Here is an 18,474-nt window from a genome sequence, read left to right as displayed (position 1 = left end):
AATGCCCGCGAGATCCCTTCTGCCGAGGAGGCGCTGCACGGTGCCCGTCGAACAAACGACCCCGCCATCCCTGGCCACGAACCTGCCGGAGGCCGCCCGTCGGCCCCGAGTAATCGTCGCCCTCCACGAGGGCTTCTACGGTGCCGCGTCGGGCACCGGATTCAGCAACCGTGGTTTCCTCACCGCCCTCGCTCGTCTGTTGCCGACGGGCTACCTCTCCGTCATCACCCCGTACATGCGGGAGTCGGCGGGAGCGTACGACCGGAGGTGGGCGCACGAGGTCCGACAGATGCTGGCGAAGGCCCAGGCCGAGGTGATCACTGTCCCTGAGGTCCTGGCACCGCCAGACTCGGTCCACGGCTCTGTGCAGCTCTGTGACCTGGTCGGCGAGGCAGCGGCACGCGTCGCCGACCGTGTTGGCCGCTGCCTGCTCGTCGGCCTCGATGTGCCGTTCCTCGGCCTCGCGTCGTACAAATCCCCAACCACGGACCTGCTGCTCCTCCCCCGCTCGACGGCCACGCTCACGCGCCCCAGCGACCTGACCCGAATCCACTGGGAGCGTGATGTCCTGCGCGCAGCGACGGCTCGCGGTGGGTGGATCGGCGCCATCTCAACGTCCATGCGGGGCCACTTGGCCGAGAGCTACGGTGTCCCACGAGCGAGCATCGTGAGCATTCCGAACGGGTTGCTGGCGGAAGAGATGTCTACGCCGGCACGTGGGCCGGCCCTTCCCCTCAGCGCCCGAGCGGGGTTCCTCCTCGCCATGGGCAGAGCTGTGCCGACGAAGGGCTTTGAAGACCTGCTGGAGGCAATGAGCCTTCTGAAGGAGCGCGGGGTCCGTGCTCCGCACCTGCTCCTGGCTGCCGCGTCCTCGGCCGAACATCAGCGACCCACTCCGTACCAGGAGAACCTGGCGGCACGCGTCCGCGCCTACGACTTGGACGCGACCCTGATCACCCGCTTCACCCCCGCCATCCGCGCCTGGCTGCACAGTCCGGCCTTGCGCGCGGTTGTGGTCCCTTCCCGCGAGGAGCCCTTCGGGCGCATTCCCCTGGAGGCGTTCGCGGCGGGTGCGGGCCCGGTCGTTGCGACGAGTGCCGGCGGGCTGGCCCAGACGGTCGTTGAGGGGAAAACCGGCTTCACCGCCGCGCCACGAGACCCCAATTCCCTGGCCTCCGCCCTTCAGCGCGCCCTGACCGTTCTGCCCCGAGAACGCGAGCGGCTCCGGAACACCGGGATGGTCTTCGTGCGTACGCGCCACGACTACGAAGCCAGCATCAGCTCCGCCATTCGCCACATCGCCCCCTGGGCTCTCACGCCCTCCAGCACCGCATCGGGCGGTGTCCGATGAGCCGACCGGTGGTGCTCATCAACCTGCAGTCTCCGCACTCCTTTTGGAGGCTCTCCACCGAGAACGAGCGTTTCCTCCGCGCCACGTTCCCAGATGTCGAGTTCCGTACAGCGACCGAGAAGGACGTGCCGCAGCAGGTGGCCGAGGCGCACGTCTACTTCGGCTGGAGGTTCGAACCGTCGTGGCTGGTCGACGCGGTCCATCTGAAGTGGATCGCTTCCCCAGCCGCCGGCACCGACCACCTGCCTGTCGCCGAGGCGCAGTCGGCGGGAGCGGCTCTGACACGCTCGTACGGCTTCCACGGCCGCCCCATGGTGGAGCACGCCATGGGCATGGTCCTGGGCTTCTCCCGTGGGCTGTTCACGAGCCAGCGCGTCCAACGGAACCGGAGCTGGTGGAAGGACGACCTGGCCGAGGAGTTCTTCGACCTGGCCGGATCGACGATGACCATCGTCGGCTGCGGCAGCGTCGGAGTACACCTGGCCCGTGTCGCCCGAGCCTTCGGCATGGACGTGATCGGAGTCCGCCGGACACCGCCTGCGGCTTCCGGGGAAAGGATCACCTGGATACACACCTCAGCGGTGCACCAAGCGGTTGCCGTCGCCGACGTGGTGGTTGATCTGCTGCCCGCCACCCGCGCCACGGCAGGGTTCTTCGACCGCGACCTCTTCACGGCGTGCAAGCCCGGGGCCCTCTTCCTCAACCTCGGCCGTGCCACGACCGTCGACCAGACGGCACTCTTGGCCGCCCTCGACTCCGGACACCTTCGCGGCGCCGCTCTGGACGTCTTCGACCCGAAACCACTGCCCACCCGCCATGCGCTACGGCTCCACCCGCGGGTCCTCCTCACCCCGAAAAGCTCCACGCTCTGCCGCACGTACATGGACGAGGCGGTTGCCTTCTTCGCCGACAACCTGCGGCGATACCTCGCCGGCCAGCCGCTTGACGGCCTGGCCCATATGACCGCTCTCCCTTCATAGGAGGCTGATCGATGCTCACCGCACCCCACCGCGACCTGGCCGCCGAGTTCGCCAAGACCGGCCGCAACCACCCCTACCTGACCTTCACCCTGAATTCCCTCTGCAACCTGGACTGCGTGTTCTGCAAGCCCCGCTGCATGCCGGACTACGGGCACAAGGACCGTCCCCTCACCGCCTCCGACTACGCGGCTATCGCCGCCGAGGCCGGTGCCTGGATGATCAAGAAAGCACACTGCTCCGGCGGGGAGCCGACCCTCCGGGCAGACATCCTCGACGTGATCGCGAGCCTTGCCGACGGCCTCGGACCCGACGCCGCGATCGGCATGACCAGCCACGGCAACCTGCGACGCGGGCTGAGCGTCGAGAAACTCCACAGCGCCGGCCTGACGTACCTCAACCTCAGCCTCCACAGCCTCGACCCGGACCGGTCCGCCGACATCATGGGTGGCGGAGACCCGCTCGTCACCCAGCGCACCCTCGACGCCGCCCTCGCCCTCGGCCTGCGCGTGAAGATCAACTGCGTGCTCCAGCGCACCTACCTGGAGGACGCCTTCGCCGTGGCCGAACTCGCCCGCCACCTGCCAGTCGCCGTCCGGCTGATCGAACTCCAGAACATCGGCCCCGCGCAGGCACTGTTCGACACCGAGTTCGTCAGCGAGGCGGAAGTCAGCGACCGCCTCCATGAGTGGTTCGCGAACGCCGGCGAGGTGCGCAGAGACGAGCTCGGGGTCCGCAGCCCCGGCCAGTATCTGCGCCCCGACGGCTGGGCCGGGTCGATCGGATTCATCTCCAATTCCAGCTGCGCCACCTGCTCCGACGCCAACCGCATCAAGATCACGCCCACGGGCGTTGCCCGCCCCTGCATCCTCCACAACCGCGACATCCCCTTGAAGCCCCACCTCGCCGAGGCCACCCTGGGCGATGCTTTCGCGCACCTCTTCCAGGCCATGCTCGACCGCAACACCAACGACGCCTGGCAGGGCTTCCACTACGTCGACTACGACCTGCGCTGGGATCGGATGGAGCGCCCCCAGGGCACCCCGGTCCTGCCCGTGCTTCCCCTCCTCAGCACGGACACCGCCCGGCCCGCGTGCACCCGCTCCTCCGCGGAGGAGCGGTGACGGTGGTGGCCGAAGCACTGCCCCTCTACCCGGGGCTGGGAGCGCTGTACGAACGCGAGCTGGACGCTCACGGCACCGGCGCTGTGATGCTCACCCACAAGTGGCAGCCGACCGACTTGCTGGCTCCCCACTCCGACATCGACGTACGGGTCCTGCTTCCTCACGTGCCCGCGGACTGGGAGGAGTGGAACCAGAGTCTCGCCGCCGCACACACCGCCGCAGTCGGTCGGGACGTCTCCCATCGGCGGCTCCTGGAGCATCCGCCCGGCTTCGCGTTCACCGTGGCCGAAGCAGACAAGCGGCTCGTCTCCGCGCCTGAACTGGCGACCTGGTCGCTGATCAGCGGGAGCGACCGGGACTTCCAGCGATGGAAGTCCCGAGCCCAGATGGCGCCGTGGTGCGAGGTCGACGAGCGGTTCTACCGGGGAATCCTTCGGGCTCGCCTCGACGGCCGGTACCAGCTGGACGCGGACAGCACCGACAACGTGGTGGAATACATCGCTGCCTATAAGCGCCACTGCGTGGCCTGGCACTATCTCGCCCCGTGCTGGTTCGCCGCTGCCGCGCTCGCGACCCGGACCCGCTGTCCCGGCAAAACGGCCGCCCTCACGCAGTGGCGTCCGGACTGTCTGGACGGCTACGCCGAGTTGTTCCTCACGCACGCCGACGAGCGACCCGGTCTCCGTGCGCGGAGTCCGCGCCACCTGCTCCGCACGGCCCATGCCGCCTTGGAAGCGGTTATGCGCCGTGTCCCCGACGCGGACCGCACCGCTGGGCCGGCCGAGGATCACCTCCGAAGCAACTGGGTGATGGCCGCCGGGATGCTCCGTGTCCGCGTCGCTCGCTGGTTGTACTACCTCGACCCACCGCCTGGCGTGGCGACCGACTACCTGATCCAGCGCGAGGCGAAAGAACTCCAAGCCACCGCACGGTCCTTGAACGGGCTGGCCGCGAACGAGGCCACCCCTGACCAGCTGTTGGCTGCCCGGATGGCGGCGCTGATCCCCACCGGACCGACCACCGCCGACATCCTGCGCGAGACCCTCGCGCTCTGGCACAGGCAGAAGTCCATCGTGCAGGACTTCCTCAGCCTCACCCCCGGTGACGTCCAAATCTGAGACAAGGAGCCTCGCCATGCCCACACGCGCGCCACTACCCCGCACCCTGAAGACGGCGAAGATCAAAATCACGACCAAGTGCAACCGGTCATGCGACTTCTGCATCTTCGCCGACGGCGCCCAGGGCGAGAACATGTCCATGGAGCTGTTCTCCACCATCCTGGCCAGGCTGGAGACCATCCCGTTCCAGCAGTTGCACATCAACGGCGGCGAACCCACCGTGCACCGGGACTTCTCCGCCCTCAGCGCCGCCGCCCGTACCCGCCTGCCGGGCAAGGCCATGGTCCTCGGCACGAACGCCATCACCCTGGCCCGCAACAAGCGGATCATGGAGGCCACCCTCAGCTCGTACGACCAGATCCTCATCGGCTGCGACGACGAGCACGGGAACTACGACGAGGTACACGCCGTCGTTCCCCGCCTCCGTGAGGCAGGAAAGACCGTGGTCGTCAACAGCGTTCTGGAAGGCATCAGTTCTTCCCGCCTCACGCAACTCACGGGTCTGTGCGATAGGTACGGAGCCGTTCACGTCACCAACCATGTGCACCACGTCGACGTCGGCCAGCCGCCGAACGAGCTGCGTGGCCTCTGCGGCCGCTACCTCGACCAGCACCTGATGATCGAGATCGACGGATCCTGCTACCGGTGCTTCAACGCCATGGCGAAGACCGACAGCGAATTCAACATCTGGGACGAGGACTTCGCGACGCGTGTGTTCGCGCCCCGCGGCCACCACTTCCGGTTCTGCTTGCGCTGCCACGAGTACACCGACTCCGGCGCCGCCCTCCTTCCGGCCCCGGCCCTGACCGCCTGATCCAGACCGGAGGTACACGACCATGCCCGCAGTCCTCGGCCTGAACTTCCACCATGACACCAGCGCTGCGTTAGTCGTCAACGACCGCATCTACGCGGCGGAAGAGGAACGCTGGAGCGGCGTCAAGCACAACCATCCCGCCCGCAAGGGCACGCTCACCTCCCCGGCAAGGGCACTGCAATGGTGCCTGAAGGCCGCCGGCCTCGAACCACAGGACATCGATGCCGTCTGGGCAGCCTCCATGCGCCCCAACCCCGCCGCCGGATGGTGGCTGGCGGAGGAACGTGACGAGCTCGCCGCCCTCCTGCCGGCCCCTCTCGGCGAGCATCTCCGCCTCCTGTCCCACCACACGGCCCACGTGCTCTCCGGCCATTTGCTCTCCGGCCACGAGCATGCGGCGGGTCTCGTCGTCGACGCCGGCGGTTCGTCTCTCGGCTCCGACTTCGGCCCGGGCCGGGAACGCGTCACCGGGTACGACCTGTGGCCCGATCGCATTGATCGCATCCACCAGGCCATGCCGATCGTCACTCCCGGCCCAGCGGGGCCCCGGCGCGTCCACTCCTCCCTCGGGCACTTCTACCGGAACCTTGCCCGGCGGGTTATCCCATCCGGCGACGAGCCCGAGGGCAGCATGATGGCGTTGGCGGCCTTCGGCGATCCCCAGCGATATGGAGAACAGGTCCGCGAGCTGATTCGGCTCGGCGACGACGGTGAAGTCCGCATCGATCACCCCTGGGGCTCGGCGGACAGCGGCACACCGCTGCTGCTCGGCGGCCGTGCCTGGACCGCCGACAACGTCGTGGAGCAACCAGAGCACACGCGAGCCGACCTGGCTGCCGCCGTCCAGGAGGTCTTCGCCGAGTCGGTCATCCACATCGCTCGCCACTTGCAACGGGTCACCGGTGCCTCGGCGCTGGTGTTCTCGGGCGGGTGTGCCCTGAACTCCCACCTCAATGGTCAACTGGCGGCCGACAGTGGCTTCGACGAGCTGTACGTGGCGCCGTCACCCCACGATGCCGGGACCGCCGTGGGCGCCGCGCTGTACGGCTGGAACTACCAGCTCGGGCAGCAGTGCCTGCCGGCACCGACGGACGCCGCCTGGGGCCCGTCCCCGGGGACGGTGCCGACGAGGGCCGCGGTCCCCGGCTACCGCGCTCTGACCGGCCTCGGATCCGAGCTGACGCCCACGGTGGCAGGTCTGCTCGCGGAGCACCGCATCGTCGGCTGGGTACAGGGACAGCTCGAATTCGGGCCGCGGGCCCTCGGCCATCGCTCGATCCTCGCCCATCCCGGCCGCGCCGCTACGCGGGACCGGCTCAACCTGATCAAACAGCGAGCCACGTACCGCCCCTTCGCTCCGGCTGTCCTCGCCGAGCACGCCACCGAGTGGTTCATGTCAGCGGGCGACCCCTTCATGAACCGCGTCGCCCGCGTCCGCCGCTGCCGGGCGGACCGCATCGCGGCGGTCACCCACCATGACGGCACCGCCCGCGTTCAGTCTGTCGCGCCTGAACACCAGGGCCTACGCCAACTCCTGGAGCAGTTCTACGGCCGTACCGAACTTCCCCTGCTGCTGAACACTTCCTTCAACCTCAAGGGGGCACCGATCCTGCGGACCGCCGAGCAAGCCGTGGCAGCGGCGGCCGACCTGCGCCTCGACGCCCTCGCGGTCGGGGACACCCTGCTGCTCGCCGACCATGTGCCCGACCCCCGCGCCACGGCCCTCCACACGAGGTGAGGCGGATGAAACCGATCGACCTGGATCATGTCCTGACCGTCCTCGGCGACGCAGCGAGGACCGCGGATCAACAGTCCCGTGCCCGCGTGGCCGGTGGCCTCGCCCTCACCGTCTACGACGGCCACACGCGCGATCAGGGCAGCCCGTACCTGGAACACCCGCTGGCCGTCGTCACGATCCTGCGGACGGAGATCGGCGTCGGCCGCTCCGAGACCCTCTTCCTCGGCCTCCTCCATGACGCCCTGGAGGTGGCCCCCGAATCGGAGGCGCTGCTCGTTGACCACCTCGGCGGCGCGTTCACCGCTCGCGTGCGTGCGATGACGGCCGACCACCGCCTCGAACAACGGAGCAAGGCCAGCGGGGACGAGACCCGCTGGCGTGCCAAGCAGGCCGCGCTTCCGCCCGAGGATCTTCTCGTCCGGCTCGCCGACCGTCTCCACAACCTGCGCGATCTTGGCGCCTCACCCAACCTCGACAGGCGGCAACGCTTCCTCCAGAGCCTGAACGACTTCCACCTCCCGCTCGCCGACGCCGCCCGGGGCCTCAGCCCTCAGCTGGCCGCCATGCACGCTCTGCTTCATGCCGAGTACGTCCGACAGCAACAGGAGGCACGTCCGTGAGAAGAGTCGTCTACTCGATGGAACCGGTCGGCCGCACAGGCGGCAGGGCCTACCTGCGAATGCTCCATGAGGCGACGGCTGACGACGTGGAGTGGCGCACGGTCACGGACCACAAGCGCACCTATCGGATCCGCCGCTGGCGCAAGCTCCGTCACCTCGTTCGCCTGGCTCCGGCGGTCCGGGCGCTGGACGGCGCCAGTGGCACCTTCGTTTGGGACGACCTGAGCCTGCTGCTCTTCACGCCGGAGATGCGAGCCCGCACGGTGTTCATCCTCCATCACTACGAGCCCTTGCAACACGACTCCGCTCCGGTCGAGGCCATGCTCTGGGAGCGACTCTTCCGGATACTGCCGCAGTGCGCCGCCGTGGTGTGTGTCGCCCCGTACTGGGCCGACTTCCTGAGGTCCCGAGGCGTCCGCGACGTTCGGGTGATCTACAACGCCTTCGACATGGCCGAGGTCGAGCGGGCACGCGGCTTCGACCGCACCGAATGCCGCGCCGAGTTTGGCCTGCCGCCAGACATCATCGGCGTCTACGCGGGCAAGGCCGTGCACTGGAAAGGCATCGAGGATGTCGCGAAGGCCCTGGCCGACGCTCCGGGACTGCGGGTGATCACCAGTGGCAGCAACACCATCGGGTTCGACGGCGCCCACTACGACGTAGAGCGTGAGCGGTACCTGCGACTGCTGCGCGCGTGTGACGTGGGCGTCTTCCTCCCTCGTATGCGAGAGGGCTGGAGCCGCTGCGCGGCTGAGGCCCTGTTGCTCGGCCTGCCCTGCCTGATCCATCCCATGGCCGGCCTGGGCGATCTCGCCGCGCTCACTGGTCAGCCCGCCCCGGACCTCGGCCACTTGCCGGCGCAGGTCCGGGAACGCGCGACGGCGCGCCAGACTGAGGCCAAGGCCGCGTATGAGGCCCTGGCCCGGTTCGACCTGAATTACTTCAGCAACGCCTGGGGCGACCTCCTCGCGAAGGTCGCCTGAGCGGTGGCTACGCCTGCGCGGCGCCCAGCTTCTTGGCCGCGGCATCCAGACGGGCCAGCACGCGATCCCGGCCGAGCAGCTCCATGGACTCGAACAGCGGCAGTCCGACCGTCCGGCCGGTGACCGCGACCCGGACGGGCGCCTGGGCCTTGCCCAGCTTGAGGCCGTGCTGCTCGCCGACAGCCAGCAGCACGGCCTTCAGGTCATCCGCCTTCCACTGCGGAACGGCGGCCAGCTCGGCACGGGCGTCGGAGAGGACCTCGCCCGCGCCCGCCTTCATCGCCTTGTTCCACGACGCCTCGTCCTCGACCGGCTCGTCAAGGAACAGAAAGTCCACGTTGTTGGTGATCTCGGACAGCAGTGCCAGCCGGGTCTGGGCCAGCGGCGCCGCCGCCTCGAAGACGGCCTTGTCGAACGCCTCCGGTCGCCACGGCGCGTAAGGAGCGACGAGCCACGGCGCACAGGCGGCGGCGAACTGCTCCGGCGACAGGGCGCGGATGTAGTCACCGTTGAACGCTGTCAGCTTCTTCACGTCGAAGAAGGCGGGCGCGGTGTTGACGTCCTGGAGCCGGAAGAGCTGCTCCAGTTCCTCGTACGGCCTGATCTCCCGGTCGTCGCCCGGCCCCCAACCCAGGAGCATGAGGTAGTTCACCATCGCATCGGGCAGGAAACCCTCCGCGAGGTAGTCCTCAAGCGCCACCTTGTCGCGACGCTTCGACAGCTTCTGCCGCTTCTCATTCACGATCACCGGCAGGTGCGCCCACACCGGCGGCTCGGCACCGAGCGCCTGCCACAGCAGCTGCTGCTTCGGCGTGTTCGACAGGTGCTCCTCGCCGCGGATGACCTGTGTGATGCCTTCGTCCAGGTCATCCACGACGTTCGCGATAAGGAAGACCGGCGATCCATCACCGCGGGCGATCACGAAGTCCTCGATCGCGTTGTTGGGGAACGCCGGCTCTCCGCGGACCAGGTCGACCACGACGGTTTCGCCCTCGTCCGGCGTCCGAAACCGCAGTGCCCGGCCCTCCTCGAAGGCCAGCCCCCGGTCCCGGCAGAACCCGTCATACCCGAGGTGCTCCGAGCCCGTGCGCTCCTTCAACTGCTCGCGAGTGCAGTCGCAGTAGTACGCGCGGCCGACCGCGAAGAGCTGCTGGGCCGCTTCCCGGTGCCGGTCGGCGTTGTGCGACTGGAAGTACGGGCCCTCGAAGGCCGGGTCCTCGCCGTGGATGCCGATCGCCGCGAGCGCGTTGGTGATCCCGTCGATCCACTCGGGCTTATTCCTGGCCGCGTCGGTGTCCTCGATCCGCAGGACGAACGTACCGCCGGACTGTCGCGCCACTGCCCAGTTGTAGAGGGCGGACCGTGCGCCGCCGACATGGAACATGCCGGTCGGGGACGGGGCGAAACGAACGCGAACAGGGGCAGTAGGCATGCGCCCAGCCTACCGACGCCAGCCGCTCGCCCTGGCCACCTCCTTCCCGCGAGCGCCGACGGGTTTCACCCTCTACTCGTATGTCTCCTTCCAGCGAGCCCGATGCTGGCGGTCTCCTTGCCCCGAGCCGTTTACCGCGCTGAGGGCTGCCAGTGAGGCGCCGTTGTTCCACAGGCCGAGGTGATCACGGTGGACAGCGAGAATGCCGTTCTTCGTGGCGAAGCTCTCGGCCGGACCGCTGAAGTAGGTCGTCGAGACGAAGATCGCCACGTCGACCTCAAAGTGCACCTTCGCTCCGAGAAGATCACGTACCTCCCGGCTGGGGATCTTGCTCTTGGGCGTGTACCGCTTGCACTGGATCACCATGCTCCGGCCGTCGGGGAGACACCCCAGCACATCCGCTCCGTTGTCGTGAGAGCCGCCAACCCTCCGCACGTCGGTGCACCCATCACGTCGGCACAGACCCACGACGAAGTCCTCGAACTCCGTCCCCGTCATCGCGTCGACCTCGGCCAGCGTGCGATGCCCGGCCTTGATGGCCTCAACCTCCCGCCATCGCCGGTCACCGCGCCTGATCACCCGATCCTTCCGCCACAGCCACCACCCGCCGACACCACCACCGCCGAGCACGAGGGCCACCACGAGATACAGCCAGACCGCCGACCAGAAGACCACCACGAGCAATAGGACGATCAGGCCCCCACCGATGCCGACAGACTTGTACTGCCGTAGGCGGCGCTTCCGCGCATCTGAACCCCGCCGTTTCTGTGCCCCTGTCATGGCCCTCCCCAGGTCCCAGAAGCAGTCTCGGGTCAACCGTGGAGAGCCGTAAGGGCGCCAGCCGGCCATTGGCTGATATAGGACAGCCCGGTTGTTGACAACGGACTCGGCGTTCGTCTGCCCCACCTCAACGGGACAGGCCGCACCGGGGTGTTCGACGCCTAGGCTCTGAGCGTCGACGCTATGCGGGCCGTGACTGGTCCTGGAAAACCAGATGAGAAGAGGACCGGCGCCAATGGGCAGGACTGAGTACTACCACGACCCGGCCGCCCCGAAGGCCAACACCTTGATTCCGGCGAGCAACCTGCTGGTCGTCGACGAGGCCGGGGCCATCCTCCTCCAGCGCCGCCGCGACACCGGCCAGTGGGCGCTGCCCGGCGGAGCGCAGGACATCGGCGAGACGGCGGCCGAGTGCGCTCTACGCGAGTGCGAGGAGGAGACAGGGATCGTCGCGAAGGTCACCGGTTTCCTGGGCGTCTACACCAACCCGCACCACATCGTCGCCTACACGGACGGCGAGATCCGCCAGCAGTACGAGAACACGTACATCGGCCGCCCGGTGGGCGGCGAGCCCACGGTCAACGACGAGGCAGACGGCGTCCGCTTCGTCCAGCCCGCCGACCTCGACGAGTACGACATCCACGCGAGCATGCGCCAGCAGATCGGCGACTACCTGGCCGGCACTTACCCCTACCTGGGCTGACCGACCGGGCCCGCCCGGATCCGCCCGACGGAATCGAGGAGGTCAGGCCCCGTCCGGCGGATGAACCGTCCCACGATGTGTCCGAACCGTAGCGGTCGAAGATCTTGTCGATCCGCGCTGAGAACGGTCCGAAGGGCAGCCGCGCGGGGTTGCGATCCCCTGCGTCTGGGCCCACCGGCGGGGAGAGGCATAGCAAGCTCTACCTTCGCCACCTTTGCCGCGCTGGCGGCTTGGTCCCGGTCCGTTGGGGGTCGTAGTCAGCCAAGGATGCGTGACAGCGTAGACGCATGCCAAGGCACGCCCAGTAAGGTTTCGCTCACATGCAGCGGTATCCGTGGTGCGCGGTCTGGCGTACCCCTGACGGTGAGGGAAACGAAGCGCAGTGGCCACGACCACGTCCGTACACGACGTCATCAGGGCGATTCGCCAAGGCACGATCGGGAAGAACCGTGACCGGGGCACGCGCTTCGAGGAGCTGATGCTCCAGTACCTGAGTACGGATCCGCAGTGGAGCGAGCAATTCAGTCGCGTATGGATGTGGGCTGACTGGCCGGGAGCCGAGCACGACAAGCGTGACACGGGGATTGACCTGGTGGCCCAGGACCGGGAGACCGGGGGCTTCTGCGCGATCCAATGCAAGTTCTACGAACCCCAGCACACCATCCAGAAGGAGGACATCGACTCCTTCTTCACGGCCTCCGGCAAGGGTGGGTTCACCCGTCGCATGATCGTCTCCACGACGGAAAAGTGGGGCGTGCACGCCGAAGCCGCGCTTGATGACCAGCAGATTCCGGTCACGCGCCTCGGCTTGTCCGACATCGCGCACAGCCCTGTGGAATGGCAACTTCCGGCTGCCGGACAGCCCATCGAGCTGGCCCTGCAGAAGAAGAAGGAACCGCGTAGGCACCAGAGTGCGGCGATCGCCGACGTCTTCGCGGGCTTTGCCCAAAACAAGCGCGGCAAGCTGATCATGGCCTGCGGCACCGGTAAGACCTTTACTGGTCTGAAGATCGTGGAGCGGCTCCAGAAGGAGCGCGCTGCTGCCGGCGCAGGCGAGCACACCTCCGTGCTGTTCCTGGTGCCCTCCATCGCTTTGCTCTCGCAGACGCTGCGCGAGTGGTCCTTCGAGGCCGAGGTGCCATTGCGGCCCTTTGCGGTGTGCTCGGACGTCAAAGTCGGCAAGCAGCAGGCCAAGGGCGACGACGGGGACATGGCCACTCACGACTTGGCTCTGCCCGCCACAACAGACCCGAACCGCCTGATCCAGCAGATGGCCAATGTGGAGGCGGCCCCTGGGCTGACCGTGGTCTTCTCCACCTACCAGTCCATCGCCACGGTTTCTGAGGCGCAGAAGAAGGGCTTGCCACGCTTCGACCTGATCTTGTGCGACGAAGCCCACCGCACTACCGGCGTCACCTTGGCTGGCCACGACGAGTCGGCTTTCGTGCGTGTGCACGACGACGCGTACCTCGGCGCGGACCGCCGCCTCTACATGACGGCCACCCCGAGGATCTACAACGAGGACACCAAGGCCGACGCTAAGAACGCAGCAGCGGTCCTGGCCTCGATGGATAACGAGCAGATGTTCGGCCCCGAGTTTCACCGCCTCGGCTTCGGCCAAGCCGTCGAACAAGGACTGCTGACCGACTACAAGGTCCTCATCCTCACCATCGACGAGGGCGTAGTCGCCAAGACTCTCCAGCAGGGCATCGCCGGCGGCTCCTCCGAGCTGAACCTCGACGACGTCGCGAAGATCATCGGCTGCTGGAACGCCATGGCCAAGCGCACCGGTACTTTCGCCGACGGCTCCGGCTTCGCCGAGGACGAGGCACCTATGAAACGGGCGGTCGCCTTCGCCCGCTCCATTCCAGACTCCAAGGCGATCGCCGATCGCTTCAAGGAAGTCGTCGACGCCTACGACGACGCGGACGACGACGTGCTGCACTGCGACGTCAACCATGTCGACGGCACCTTCAACACTCTGGAGCGCAACCGGCTCTTGGACTGGCTCAAGCAGGATCCCGGCCAGAACCAGGCCCGCATTCTCTCCAACGTCCGTTGTCTCTCCGAGGGCGTCGATGTCCCCAGCCTGGACGCCGTCCTATTCCTCCACCCTCGCAACTCCGTCGTCGACGTTGTCCAGTCCGTCGGCCGTGTAATGCGCCTGGCACCCGGCAAGAACTACGGGTACATCATCCTGCCTGTTACTGTCCCGGCTGGCATGCCGCCGGAGAAGGCTCTCGCTGACAACCAGCGCTTCAAAACCGTCTGGCAGGTCCTTCAGGCCCTGCGCGCTCACGACGATCGCTTCAACGCGACGGTTAACCAGATCGAACTCAACAAGAACAAGCCCGACAACAAGATCGGCATCGGCAGCATCGGGCCCAACGACGAGACGATCGGCGACCAGGACGGATCCAGCAACTCCGATAGTTCCCAAGCTGCCAAAGACAAGGAAGCTCAGAGCGCCCAGCACATCCAGGACGCCCTCTTCTCCGTCAGCGACTGGCGGGACGCCATCTACGCCCGCATCGTCGACAAGGTCGGCGAGCGCCACTACTGGGAGGACTGGGCCAAGGACATTGCCCAGATCGCTGACCGCCATGTCACCCGCATCAAGGCAGCACTCGCAATCCCCGAGAAGCAGACTGCCTTCCAGGAGTTTGTCGGCGAGCTGCGCGCGACCATAAACCCTGGCGTTACCGACTCCGATGCCATCGATATGCTCGCGCAGCATATCGTTACCAAGCCGGTGTTCGATGCTCTATTCAAGGACTACGGCTTCGCCGAACAAAACCCGGTCTCCAAGGCTATGCAGCGGATGCTCGACATCCTCGACGACCAGGGCCTGGACGACGAAGCTAAGACGTTGGAAAGCTTCTACCACTCGGTGAGGGTTCGCGCCGAGGGTATTGACAACCATGAGGGCCGTCAGCGCGTCATCGTGGAGCTGTATGACAAGTTCTTCAAGACCGCTCTGCCGAAGACCGCCGACGCTCTTGGCATCGTCTACACTCCCATCGAGGTCGTCGATTTCATCGTCCGCGCAACCGAGAAGGCGCTGGCCAAGCATCTCGGCCGCTCCCTGTCGGACGAGGGTGTCCAGATCATCGACCCCTTCGTCGGCACCGGCACATTTCCCGTACGCCTTCTTCAGTCCGGGCTCATCAAGCCGGAGGACTTGCTACGCAAGTACACGCGCGAGCTGCATGCCAATGAGATCGTTCTCCTCGCGTACTACATCGCCGCCGTCAATATCGAGGCCGCTTTCCACGATCTCGTCGGTGGCGACTACCAGCCTTTTGAAGGTATTGTCTTGACCGATACGTTCCAGCTTGCGGAGGGTGCAGCGAAGCTCGACGGGATGGATGTCCTGGAGGGCAACAGCGAGCGTGCGAAGAAGCAGCAGAAGCAGGGAATCACTGTCGTCGTTGGCAACCCGCCCTACTCTGTGGGCCAGGACAGTCAGAACGATAACAACCAGAACCTTAAGTATGACGTCCTCGACGAGCGCATCCAACAGACGTACGCCGCTCTCTCCACCGCCACGAATAAGAACTCACTTTACGACTCCTACATTCGTGCCATCCGTTGGGCCTCCGACCGCATCGAGAACGAGGGCGTGGTCACCTACGTCTCCAATGGCGGCTATATCGACGGCAACACCGCGGACGGCCTGCGCAAGTCCTTGGCCGACGAATTCGATGTGATCTACTGCTACAACCTCCGCGGTAACCAGCGCACTTCGGGTGAGCTGTCCCGCAAGGAAGGCGGCAAGATCTTCGACTCCGGCAGCAGGAACACCGTCGCCGTCCTGATCCTGGTCAAGGGCATCAAGAGCGCCGAAGCGGCCGGGGGCTGCACGCTGTACTACCGGGACATTGGTGACTACCGTAGCCGTGCGGAGAAGCTCGCCATCGTCGGCTCCCAGACCCTCGACACCGTGGACTGGGAGCGGAGAGTTCCGAACGTTCATGGCGACTGGATCAATCAGCGTGACGAACTGTTCGCCAGCTTCCAGCCGCTCGGGGTAAAGTCACGCAATACCGCGTCCATTTCTCTCTTCGAGACGTATTCGGCGGGGCTTCAGACCAACCGCGATGCATGGGTCTACAACTACTCGGCCATTCGCCTGCGTGAGAACGTTGAGGCGATGGTCGACTTCTACAACTCGCAGGTGAACGACTTCAATGTCTACTGCGAGGAGCGAGGTATCACCAAACCGCGGGACCATGTGGACGGTTTCATCGACCTGAACCCCAAGAAGATCAGTTGGTCGCGGAGCCTCAAGGGCTATGTGGCCAAGCGGGAGAAGGTCGAGTTCGCACCGGAAAAGGTCACCTCTTCCGTATATCGACCGTTCATGAAGGAGGCCGTCTACTTCGACCGTCACCTGAACCATGAGCGGTCCCAGCTTCCCCGACTCTTCCCGACCCCTGAGCACAGCAATCTCGGCTTCTACGTCAACGGGTTCCACGCCACCGCCGAGTTCGCTCTCCTGGCTGTTGATCTCATCCCGTGCCTCGATGTCTTCGGCAAGGGCGGCTTCTTTTTCAGCCGTTACTCCTACCGTGAGCGCGGGGCGGACGGTGACCTCTTCTCCGCCGTCGAGGAAGGGGACCCCTACGAGCGTGTCGACAACATCACTGACGCGGCTCTTCGCGACTACCAGAAGGCGTATGGGGACACTGCCATCGCCAAGGACGACGTCTTCTATTACGCGTACGGTCTGCTCCACTCCCTGGAGTACCGTGATCGCTTCGCCGCCGATCTGAAGAAGTCCCTTCCTCGGATTCCTAAAGTACGCGACTTCAAGGGCTTCGCTGAGGCCGGTCGTAAGCTCGCTGACCTGCATATCGACTACGAAGAGGCTGAGCCGTACGGGGGCATCGTCGAGAATGTCAGCGGGGACGCCTTGGGTACTCCGGGGCGCGAACTGTACCGGGTCGCGAAAATGAAGATTCCCAAGGTCAAGGGGCAGCCAGACCGCTCGACGATCGTCTACAACCACCGGGTGACCCTTACCAACATCCCGGAAGAGGCATACCGATACCAACTCGGTCCCCGCTCCGCGATCGAGTGGATCATCGACCGATACCAAGTCAAGATCGATAAGGCATCGGAGATCACCAACGACGCGAATGACTGGTCCGATGACCCGCGGTACATCATCGACCTTCTCAAGCGGATCGTGACCGTCAGCCTGGAGACGATGAAGATCGTGGACGCGCTGCCAGCTTTGGAGATCCTCGGCGACTCCTGACGCCGAGACGACCATCCAAGCGTCGGAGACTTTGCTTAGGGCGCACCCGTCACGGGAGAGGGGTGCGCCGCAGAGCGACGGGCGCCAACAGCCGTAGGTCTTCTTGGCAAGGGGGAACATGAACCCGTTCGAACTGCGCCGCACCGAGCAGGAGCTCCGCGAAGCGCTGCAGGGAACCGTATTGGCCTGGGTGCTCGACGATGTCGATGCTGCGATCGCAGCAGGTGTGCCGGAGGAGAAGATCCTGCGCCGCCGCCCCCAACGCCGCGGTGATGAGTCCCGCGCTGCAACGCCGGCAGCGGCAGCGCTCCGCTATGAGGCGGTGGATCGGAACCTGCTCGGCGCTGGCGAGTATGAGGCGTCGCGTAAGCGAGGGACGCTGGTTATCGCTACGCGAGCCATGACGGACCAAGAACGCGTCCAGCTTCTGCTTGATGCAGTGAGGCGGGTGCTTGTTGAGCTGCCTGAGATCGAACTGGAGACGCTGAAGACGATTCGGGCAGAGGCCGACGGTGACGACGGCCGCCGCAGCATGGCTGAGGGAGTTGTGTTCGAACCAGACGAAAGAGCTCGGTCGCGTCGCAGCCGAACGGAGATCATGGCGAACCGAGTGCCCATGGAACGTCGCGAGCGCGTCGGCCGCCTGGTGACTGAAGTGTCGAGGGAGATGCAGGGGTGACTGCGGTTGATCAGCTGATCGGGGAGATCAAGAGCTTTCTGGCGGTGGGGACGCTCTCGTACGACGCAGCCCCGAAGCCGTCCGATGTCTATGAAGGGTTCGTCTTCTCGCTGATCGTGGCTACCGCGAGTCGGCATGGTGCCACCGTCACCTACGAAGACGTCTACGGGGCCAAGGTCAACAGTCTTGTCTTTCGGACAGGGCCTGGCCACCTTTACGGGGATAGTCAGCCCTTCACCCACGCCGTGATCGAGTTCGACGGCGCCCCCGTCCTCGAAGTCCACCTTGGCGTCTTCGTGACAGGCTCGTCAGGTGTCCTCCACGAATGCGACGTGTTGGTGCTGCCCGCCGAGGAAGCGGCCTTGAGTCGCGAACAGAACGTCGCGCCGCGGGGAAGCCAGAGCATCCTGATCGTCGAGTGCAAGTACTACGTGTCCAACCTCGGCATCGGGCTGGCGCGGAACTTCGAGGGCCTGCGCGCCGACATCCGTACCCAGAGCGAACTCTTCGTCTCCAACATCGGTTCACCGAGCATCGTGAGGTACCTCGATGCTCGGAAGCGAGGGTTCGAGCGTGATGTGGTGCCCAACTCGCCGCAGGCGGGTTACCTCCAGGCTGAGATCAGGAAGACCTTCAAGAGCTACCTGAACAAGCACTCGCCCTCAACGGTGATCTGAAGCAGCCGATGAAGCCTGCGACGGTCGAGATCTGCGTGAGCGCTGCGTGAGCGGACTGGGTGGCACCAGGGTGGACCAGCCGTCACGCTGAAGTTCCCCCCTGAACTTGGACAGCGGGTGCTTACGCTGCGGGGGCGAGGTTCTGCCTCAGAAGGGTTCTCGTTTCAAGTGGGGTGACGTATCCGTGGTCGGGGTGCCGGCGAAGCCGGCTGCGG

Annotated in this window: 14 protein-coding genes; 12 read left to right on the top strand and 2 right to left on the bottom strand. The window is 66.1% G+C overall.

Going from position 1 to position 18,474, the window contains the following annotated elements; translation table 11 throughout:
• The first annotated feature begins 1 nt into the window (after position 1).
• From JFN87_RS19135 to JFN87_RS19100, 8 genes are read left to right on the top strand one after another with little or no spacing between them, the layout of a single operon-like run.
• Positions 2-1,351, top strand: coding sequence for a glycosyltransferase family 4 protein (locus JFN87_RS19135; RefSeq protein ID WP_209341593.1), 1,350 nt, complete (start codon positions 2-4; stop codon positions 1,349-1,351).
• Positions 1,348-2,331, top strand: coding sequence for a D-2-hydroxyacid dehydrogenase (locus tag JFN87_RS19130; protein ID WP_209341591.1), 984 nt, complete (start codon positions 1,348-1,350; stop codon positions 2,329-2,331). Before JFN87_RS19135 ends, JFN87_RS19130 begins: the two co-directional genes overlap by 4 nt.
• 11 nt (positions 2,332-2,342) lie before the next feature.
• Positions 2,343-3,452: a radical SAM protein gene (locus tag JFN87_RS19125; RefSeq protein WP_209341589.1), complete on the top strand. Its 1,110-nt coding sequence runs from the start codon at positions 2,343-2,345 to the stop codon at positions 3,450-3,452.
• A gap of 5 nt (positions 3,453-3,457) precedes the next feature.
• Positions 3,458-4,570, top strand: a complete 1,113-nt coding sequence (locus tag JFN87_RS19120) for a hypothetical protein (protein ID WP_209341587.1) — start codon at positions 3,458-3,460, stop codon at positions 4,568-4,570.
• A gap of 16 nt (positions 4,571-4,586) precedes the next feature.
• Positions 4,587-5,384 carry a radical SAM protein gene (locus JFN87_RS19115; RefSeq protein WP_209341584.1) on the top strand — a complete coding sequence of 266 codons (798 nt, stop codon included), beginning with the start codon at positions 4,587-4,589 and terminating at the stop codon, positions 5,382-5,384.
• A gap of 22 nt (positions 5,385-5,406) precedes the next feature.
• A complete protein-coding gene (locus tag JFN87_RS19110; RefSeq protein WP_209341581.1) occupies positions 5,407-7,122 on the top strand; it encodes a carbamoyltransferase C-terminal domain-containing protein in 1,716 nt (571 codons plus the stop codon).
• A gap of 5 nt (positions 7,123-7,127) precedes the next feature.
• Complete coding sequence (locus JFN87_RS19105; protein ID WP_209341579.1) at positions 7,128-7,742, top strand: HD domain-containing protein; 615 nt, start codon at positions 7,128-7,130, stop codon at positions 7,740-7,742.
• Positions 7,739-8,725, top strand: coding sequence for a glycosyltransferase (locus tag JFN87_RS19100; RefSeq protein ID WP_209341577.1), 987 nt, complete (start codon positions 7,739-7,741; stop codon positions 8,723-8,725). Before JFN87_RS19105 ends, JFN87_RS19100 begins: the two co-directional genes overlap by 4 nt.
• Positions 8,726-8,732: 7 nt before the next feature.
• Here JFN87_RS19100 and gltX read toward each other — a convergent pair whose 3' ends face one another.
• Both gltX and JFN87_RS19090 read right to left on the bottom strand, forming a co-directional pair.
• Positions 8,733-10,109: a glutamate--tRNA ligase gene (gene gltX, locus JFN87_RS19095; protein WP_245180366.1), complete on the bottom strand. Its 1,377-nt coding sequence runs from the start codon at positions 10,107-10,109 to the stop codon at positions 8,733-8,735.
• A gap of 120 nt (positions 10,110-10,229) precedes the next feature.
• Positions 10,230-10,937 carry a restriction endonuclease gene (locus JFN87_RS19090; protein ID WP_209341574.1) on the bottom strand — a complete coding sequence of 236 codons (708 nt, stop codon included), beginning with the start codon at positions 10,935-10,937 and terminating at the stop codon, positions 10,230-10,232.
• A gap of 235 nt (positions 10,938-11,172) precedes the next feature.
• Between JFN87_RS19090 and JFN87_RS19085 the strand changes: the two genes are divergently transcribed.
• The 4 genes from JFN87_RS19085 (at position 11,173) to JFN87_RS19070 (ending at position 18,259) form a co-directional block, all read left to right on the top strand.
• Positions 11,173-11,640: an NUDIX hydrolase gene (locus JFN87_RS19085; protein ID WP_209341572.1), complete on the top strand. Its 468-nt coding sequence runs from the start codon at positions 11,173-11,175 to the stop codon at positions 11,638-11,640.
• A 382-nt stretch (positions 11,641-12,022) separates the two neighbouring features.
• On the top strand, positions 12,023-16,903 hold the full coding sequence (locus tag JFN87_RS19080; RefSeq protein ID WP_209341570.1) for a DEAD/DEAH box helicase: 4,881 nt from the start codon (positions 12,023-12,025) through the stop codon (positions 16,901-16,903).
• A 118-nt stretch (positions 16,904-17,021) separates the two neighbouring features.
• Positions 17,022-17,582, top strand: coding sequence for a hypothetical protein (locus JFN87_RS19075; protein WP_209341568.1), 561 nt, complete (start codon positions 17,022-17,024; stop codon positions 17,580-17,582).
• On the top strand, positions 17,579-18,259 hold the full coding sequence (locus JFN87_RS19070) for a hypothetical protein (protein ID WP_209341566.1): 681 nt from the start codon (positions 17,579-17,581) through the stop codon (positions 18,257-18,259). Before JFN87_RS19075 ends, JFN87_RS19070 begins: the two co-directional genes overlap by 4 nt.
• Positions 18,260-18,474 lie beyond the last annotated feature (215 nt).

The sequence above is a fragment of the Streptomyces montanisoli genome (assembly GCF_017813245.1).
GTDB classification, from domain to species: domain Bacteria; phylum Actinomycetota; class Actinomycetes; order Streptomycetales; family Streptomycetaceae; genus Streptomyces; species Streptomyces montanisoli.
The sequence above is the reverse complement of the archived record's forward strand: the minus strand, read 5'-3'. Positions and strand labels throughout refer to the sequence as shown.

Excerpts from the sequence above, each read along its gene's own strand:
- JFN87_RS19130 (WP_209341591.1), top strand. The coding sequence starts at position 1,348 with ATGAGCCGACCGGTGGTGCTCATCAACCTGCAGTCTCCGCACTCCTTT.
- JFN87_RS19075 (WP_209341568.1), top strand. The coding sequence starts at position 17,022 with ATGAACCCGTTCGAACTGCGCCGCACCGAGCAGGAGCTCCGCGAAGCG.
- JFN87_RS19125 (WP_209341589.1), top strand. The coding sequence starts at position 2,343 with ATGCTCACCGCACCCCACCGCGACCTGGCCGCCGAGTTCGCCAAGACC.
- JFN87_RS19110 (WP_209341581.1), top strand. The coding sequence starts at position 5,407 with ATGCCCGCAGTCCTCGGCCTGAACTTCCACCATGACACCAGCGCTGCG.
- JFN87_RS19115 (WP_209341584.1), top strand. The coding sequence starts at position 4,587 with ATGCCCACACGCGCGCCACTACCCCGCACCCTGAAGACGGCGAAGATC.
- JFN87_RS19085 (WP_209341572.1), top strand. The coding sequence starts at position 11,173 with ATGGGCAGGACTGAGTACTACCACGACCCGGCCGCCCCGAAGGCCAAC.
- JFN87_RS19090 (WP_209341574.1), bottom strand. The coding sequence starts at position 10,937 with ATGACAGGGGCACAGAAACGGCGGGGTTCAGATGCGCGGAAGCGCCGC.
- gltX (WP_245180366.1), bottom strand. The coding sequence starts at position 10,109 with ATGTTCCATGTCGGCGGCGCACGGTCCGCCCTCTACAACTGGGCAGTG.
- JFN87_RS19135 (WP_209341593.1), top strand. The coding sequence starts at position 2 with ATGCCCGCGAGATCCCTTCTGCCGAGGAGGCGCTGCACGGTGCCCGTC.
- JFN87_RS19105 (WP_209341579.1), top strand. The coding sequence starts at position 7,128 with ATGAAACCGATCGACCTGGATCATGTCCTGACCGTCCTCGGCGACGCA.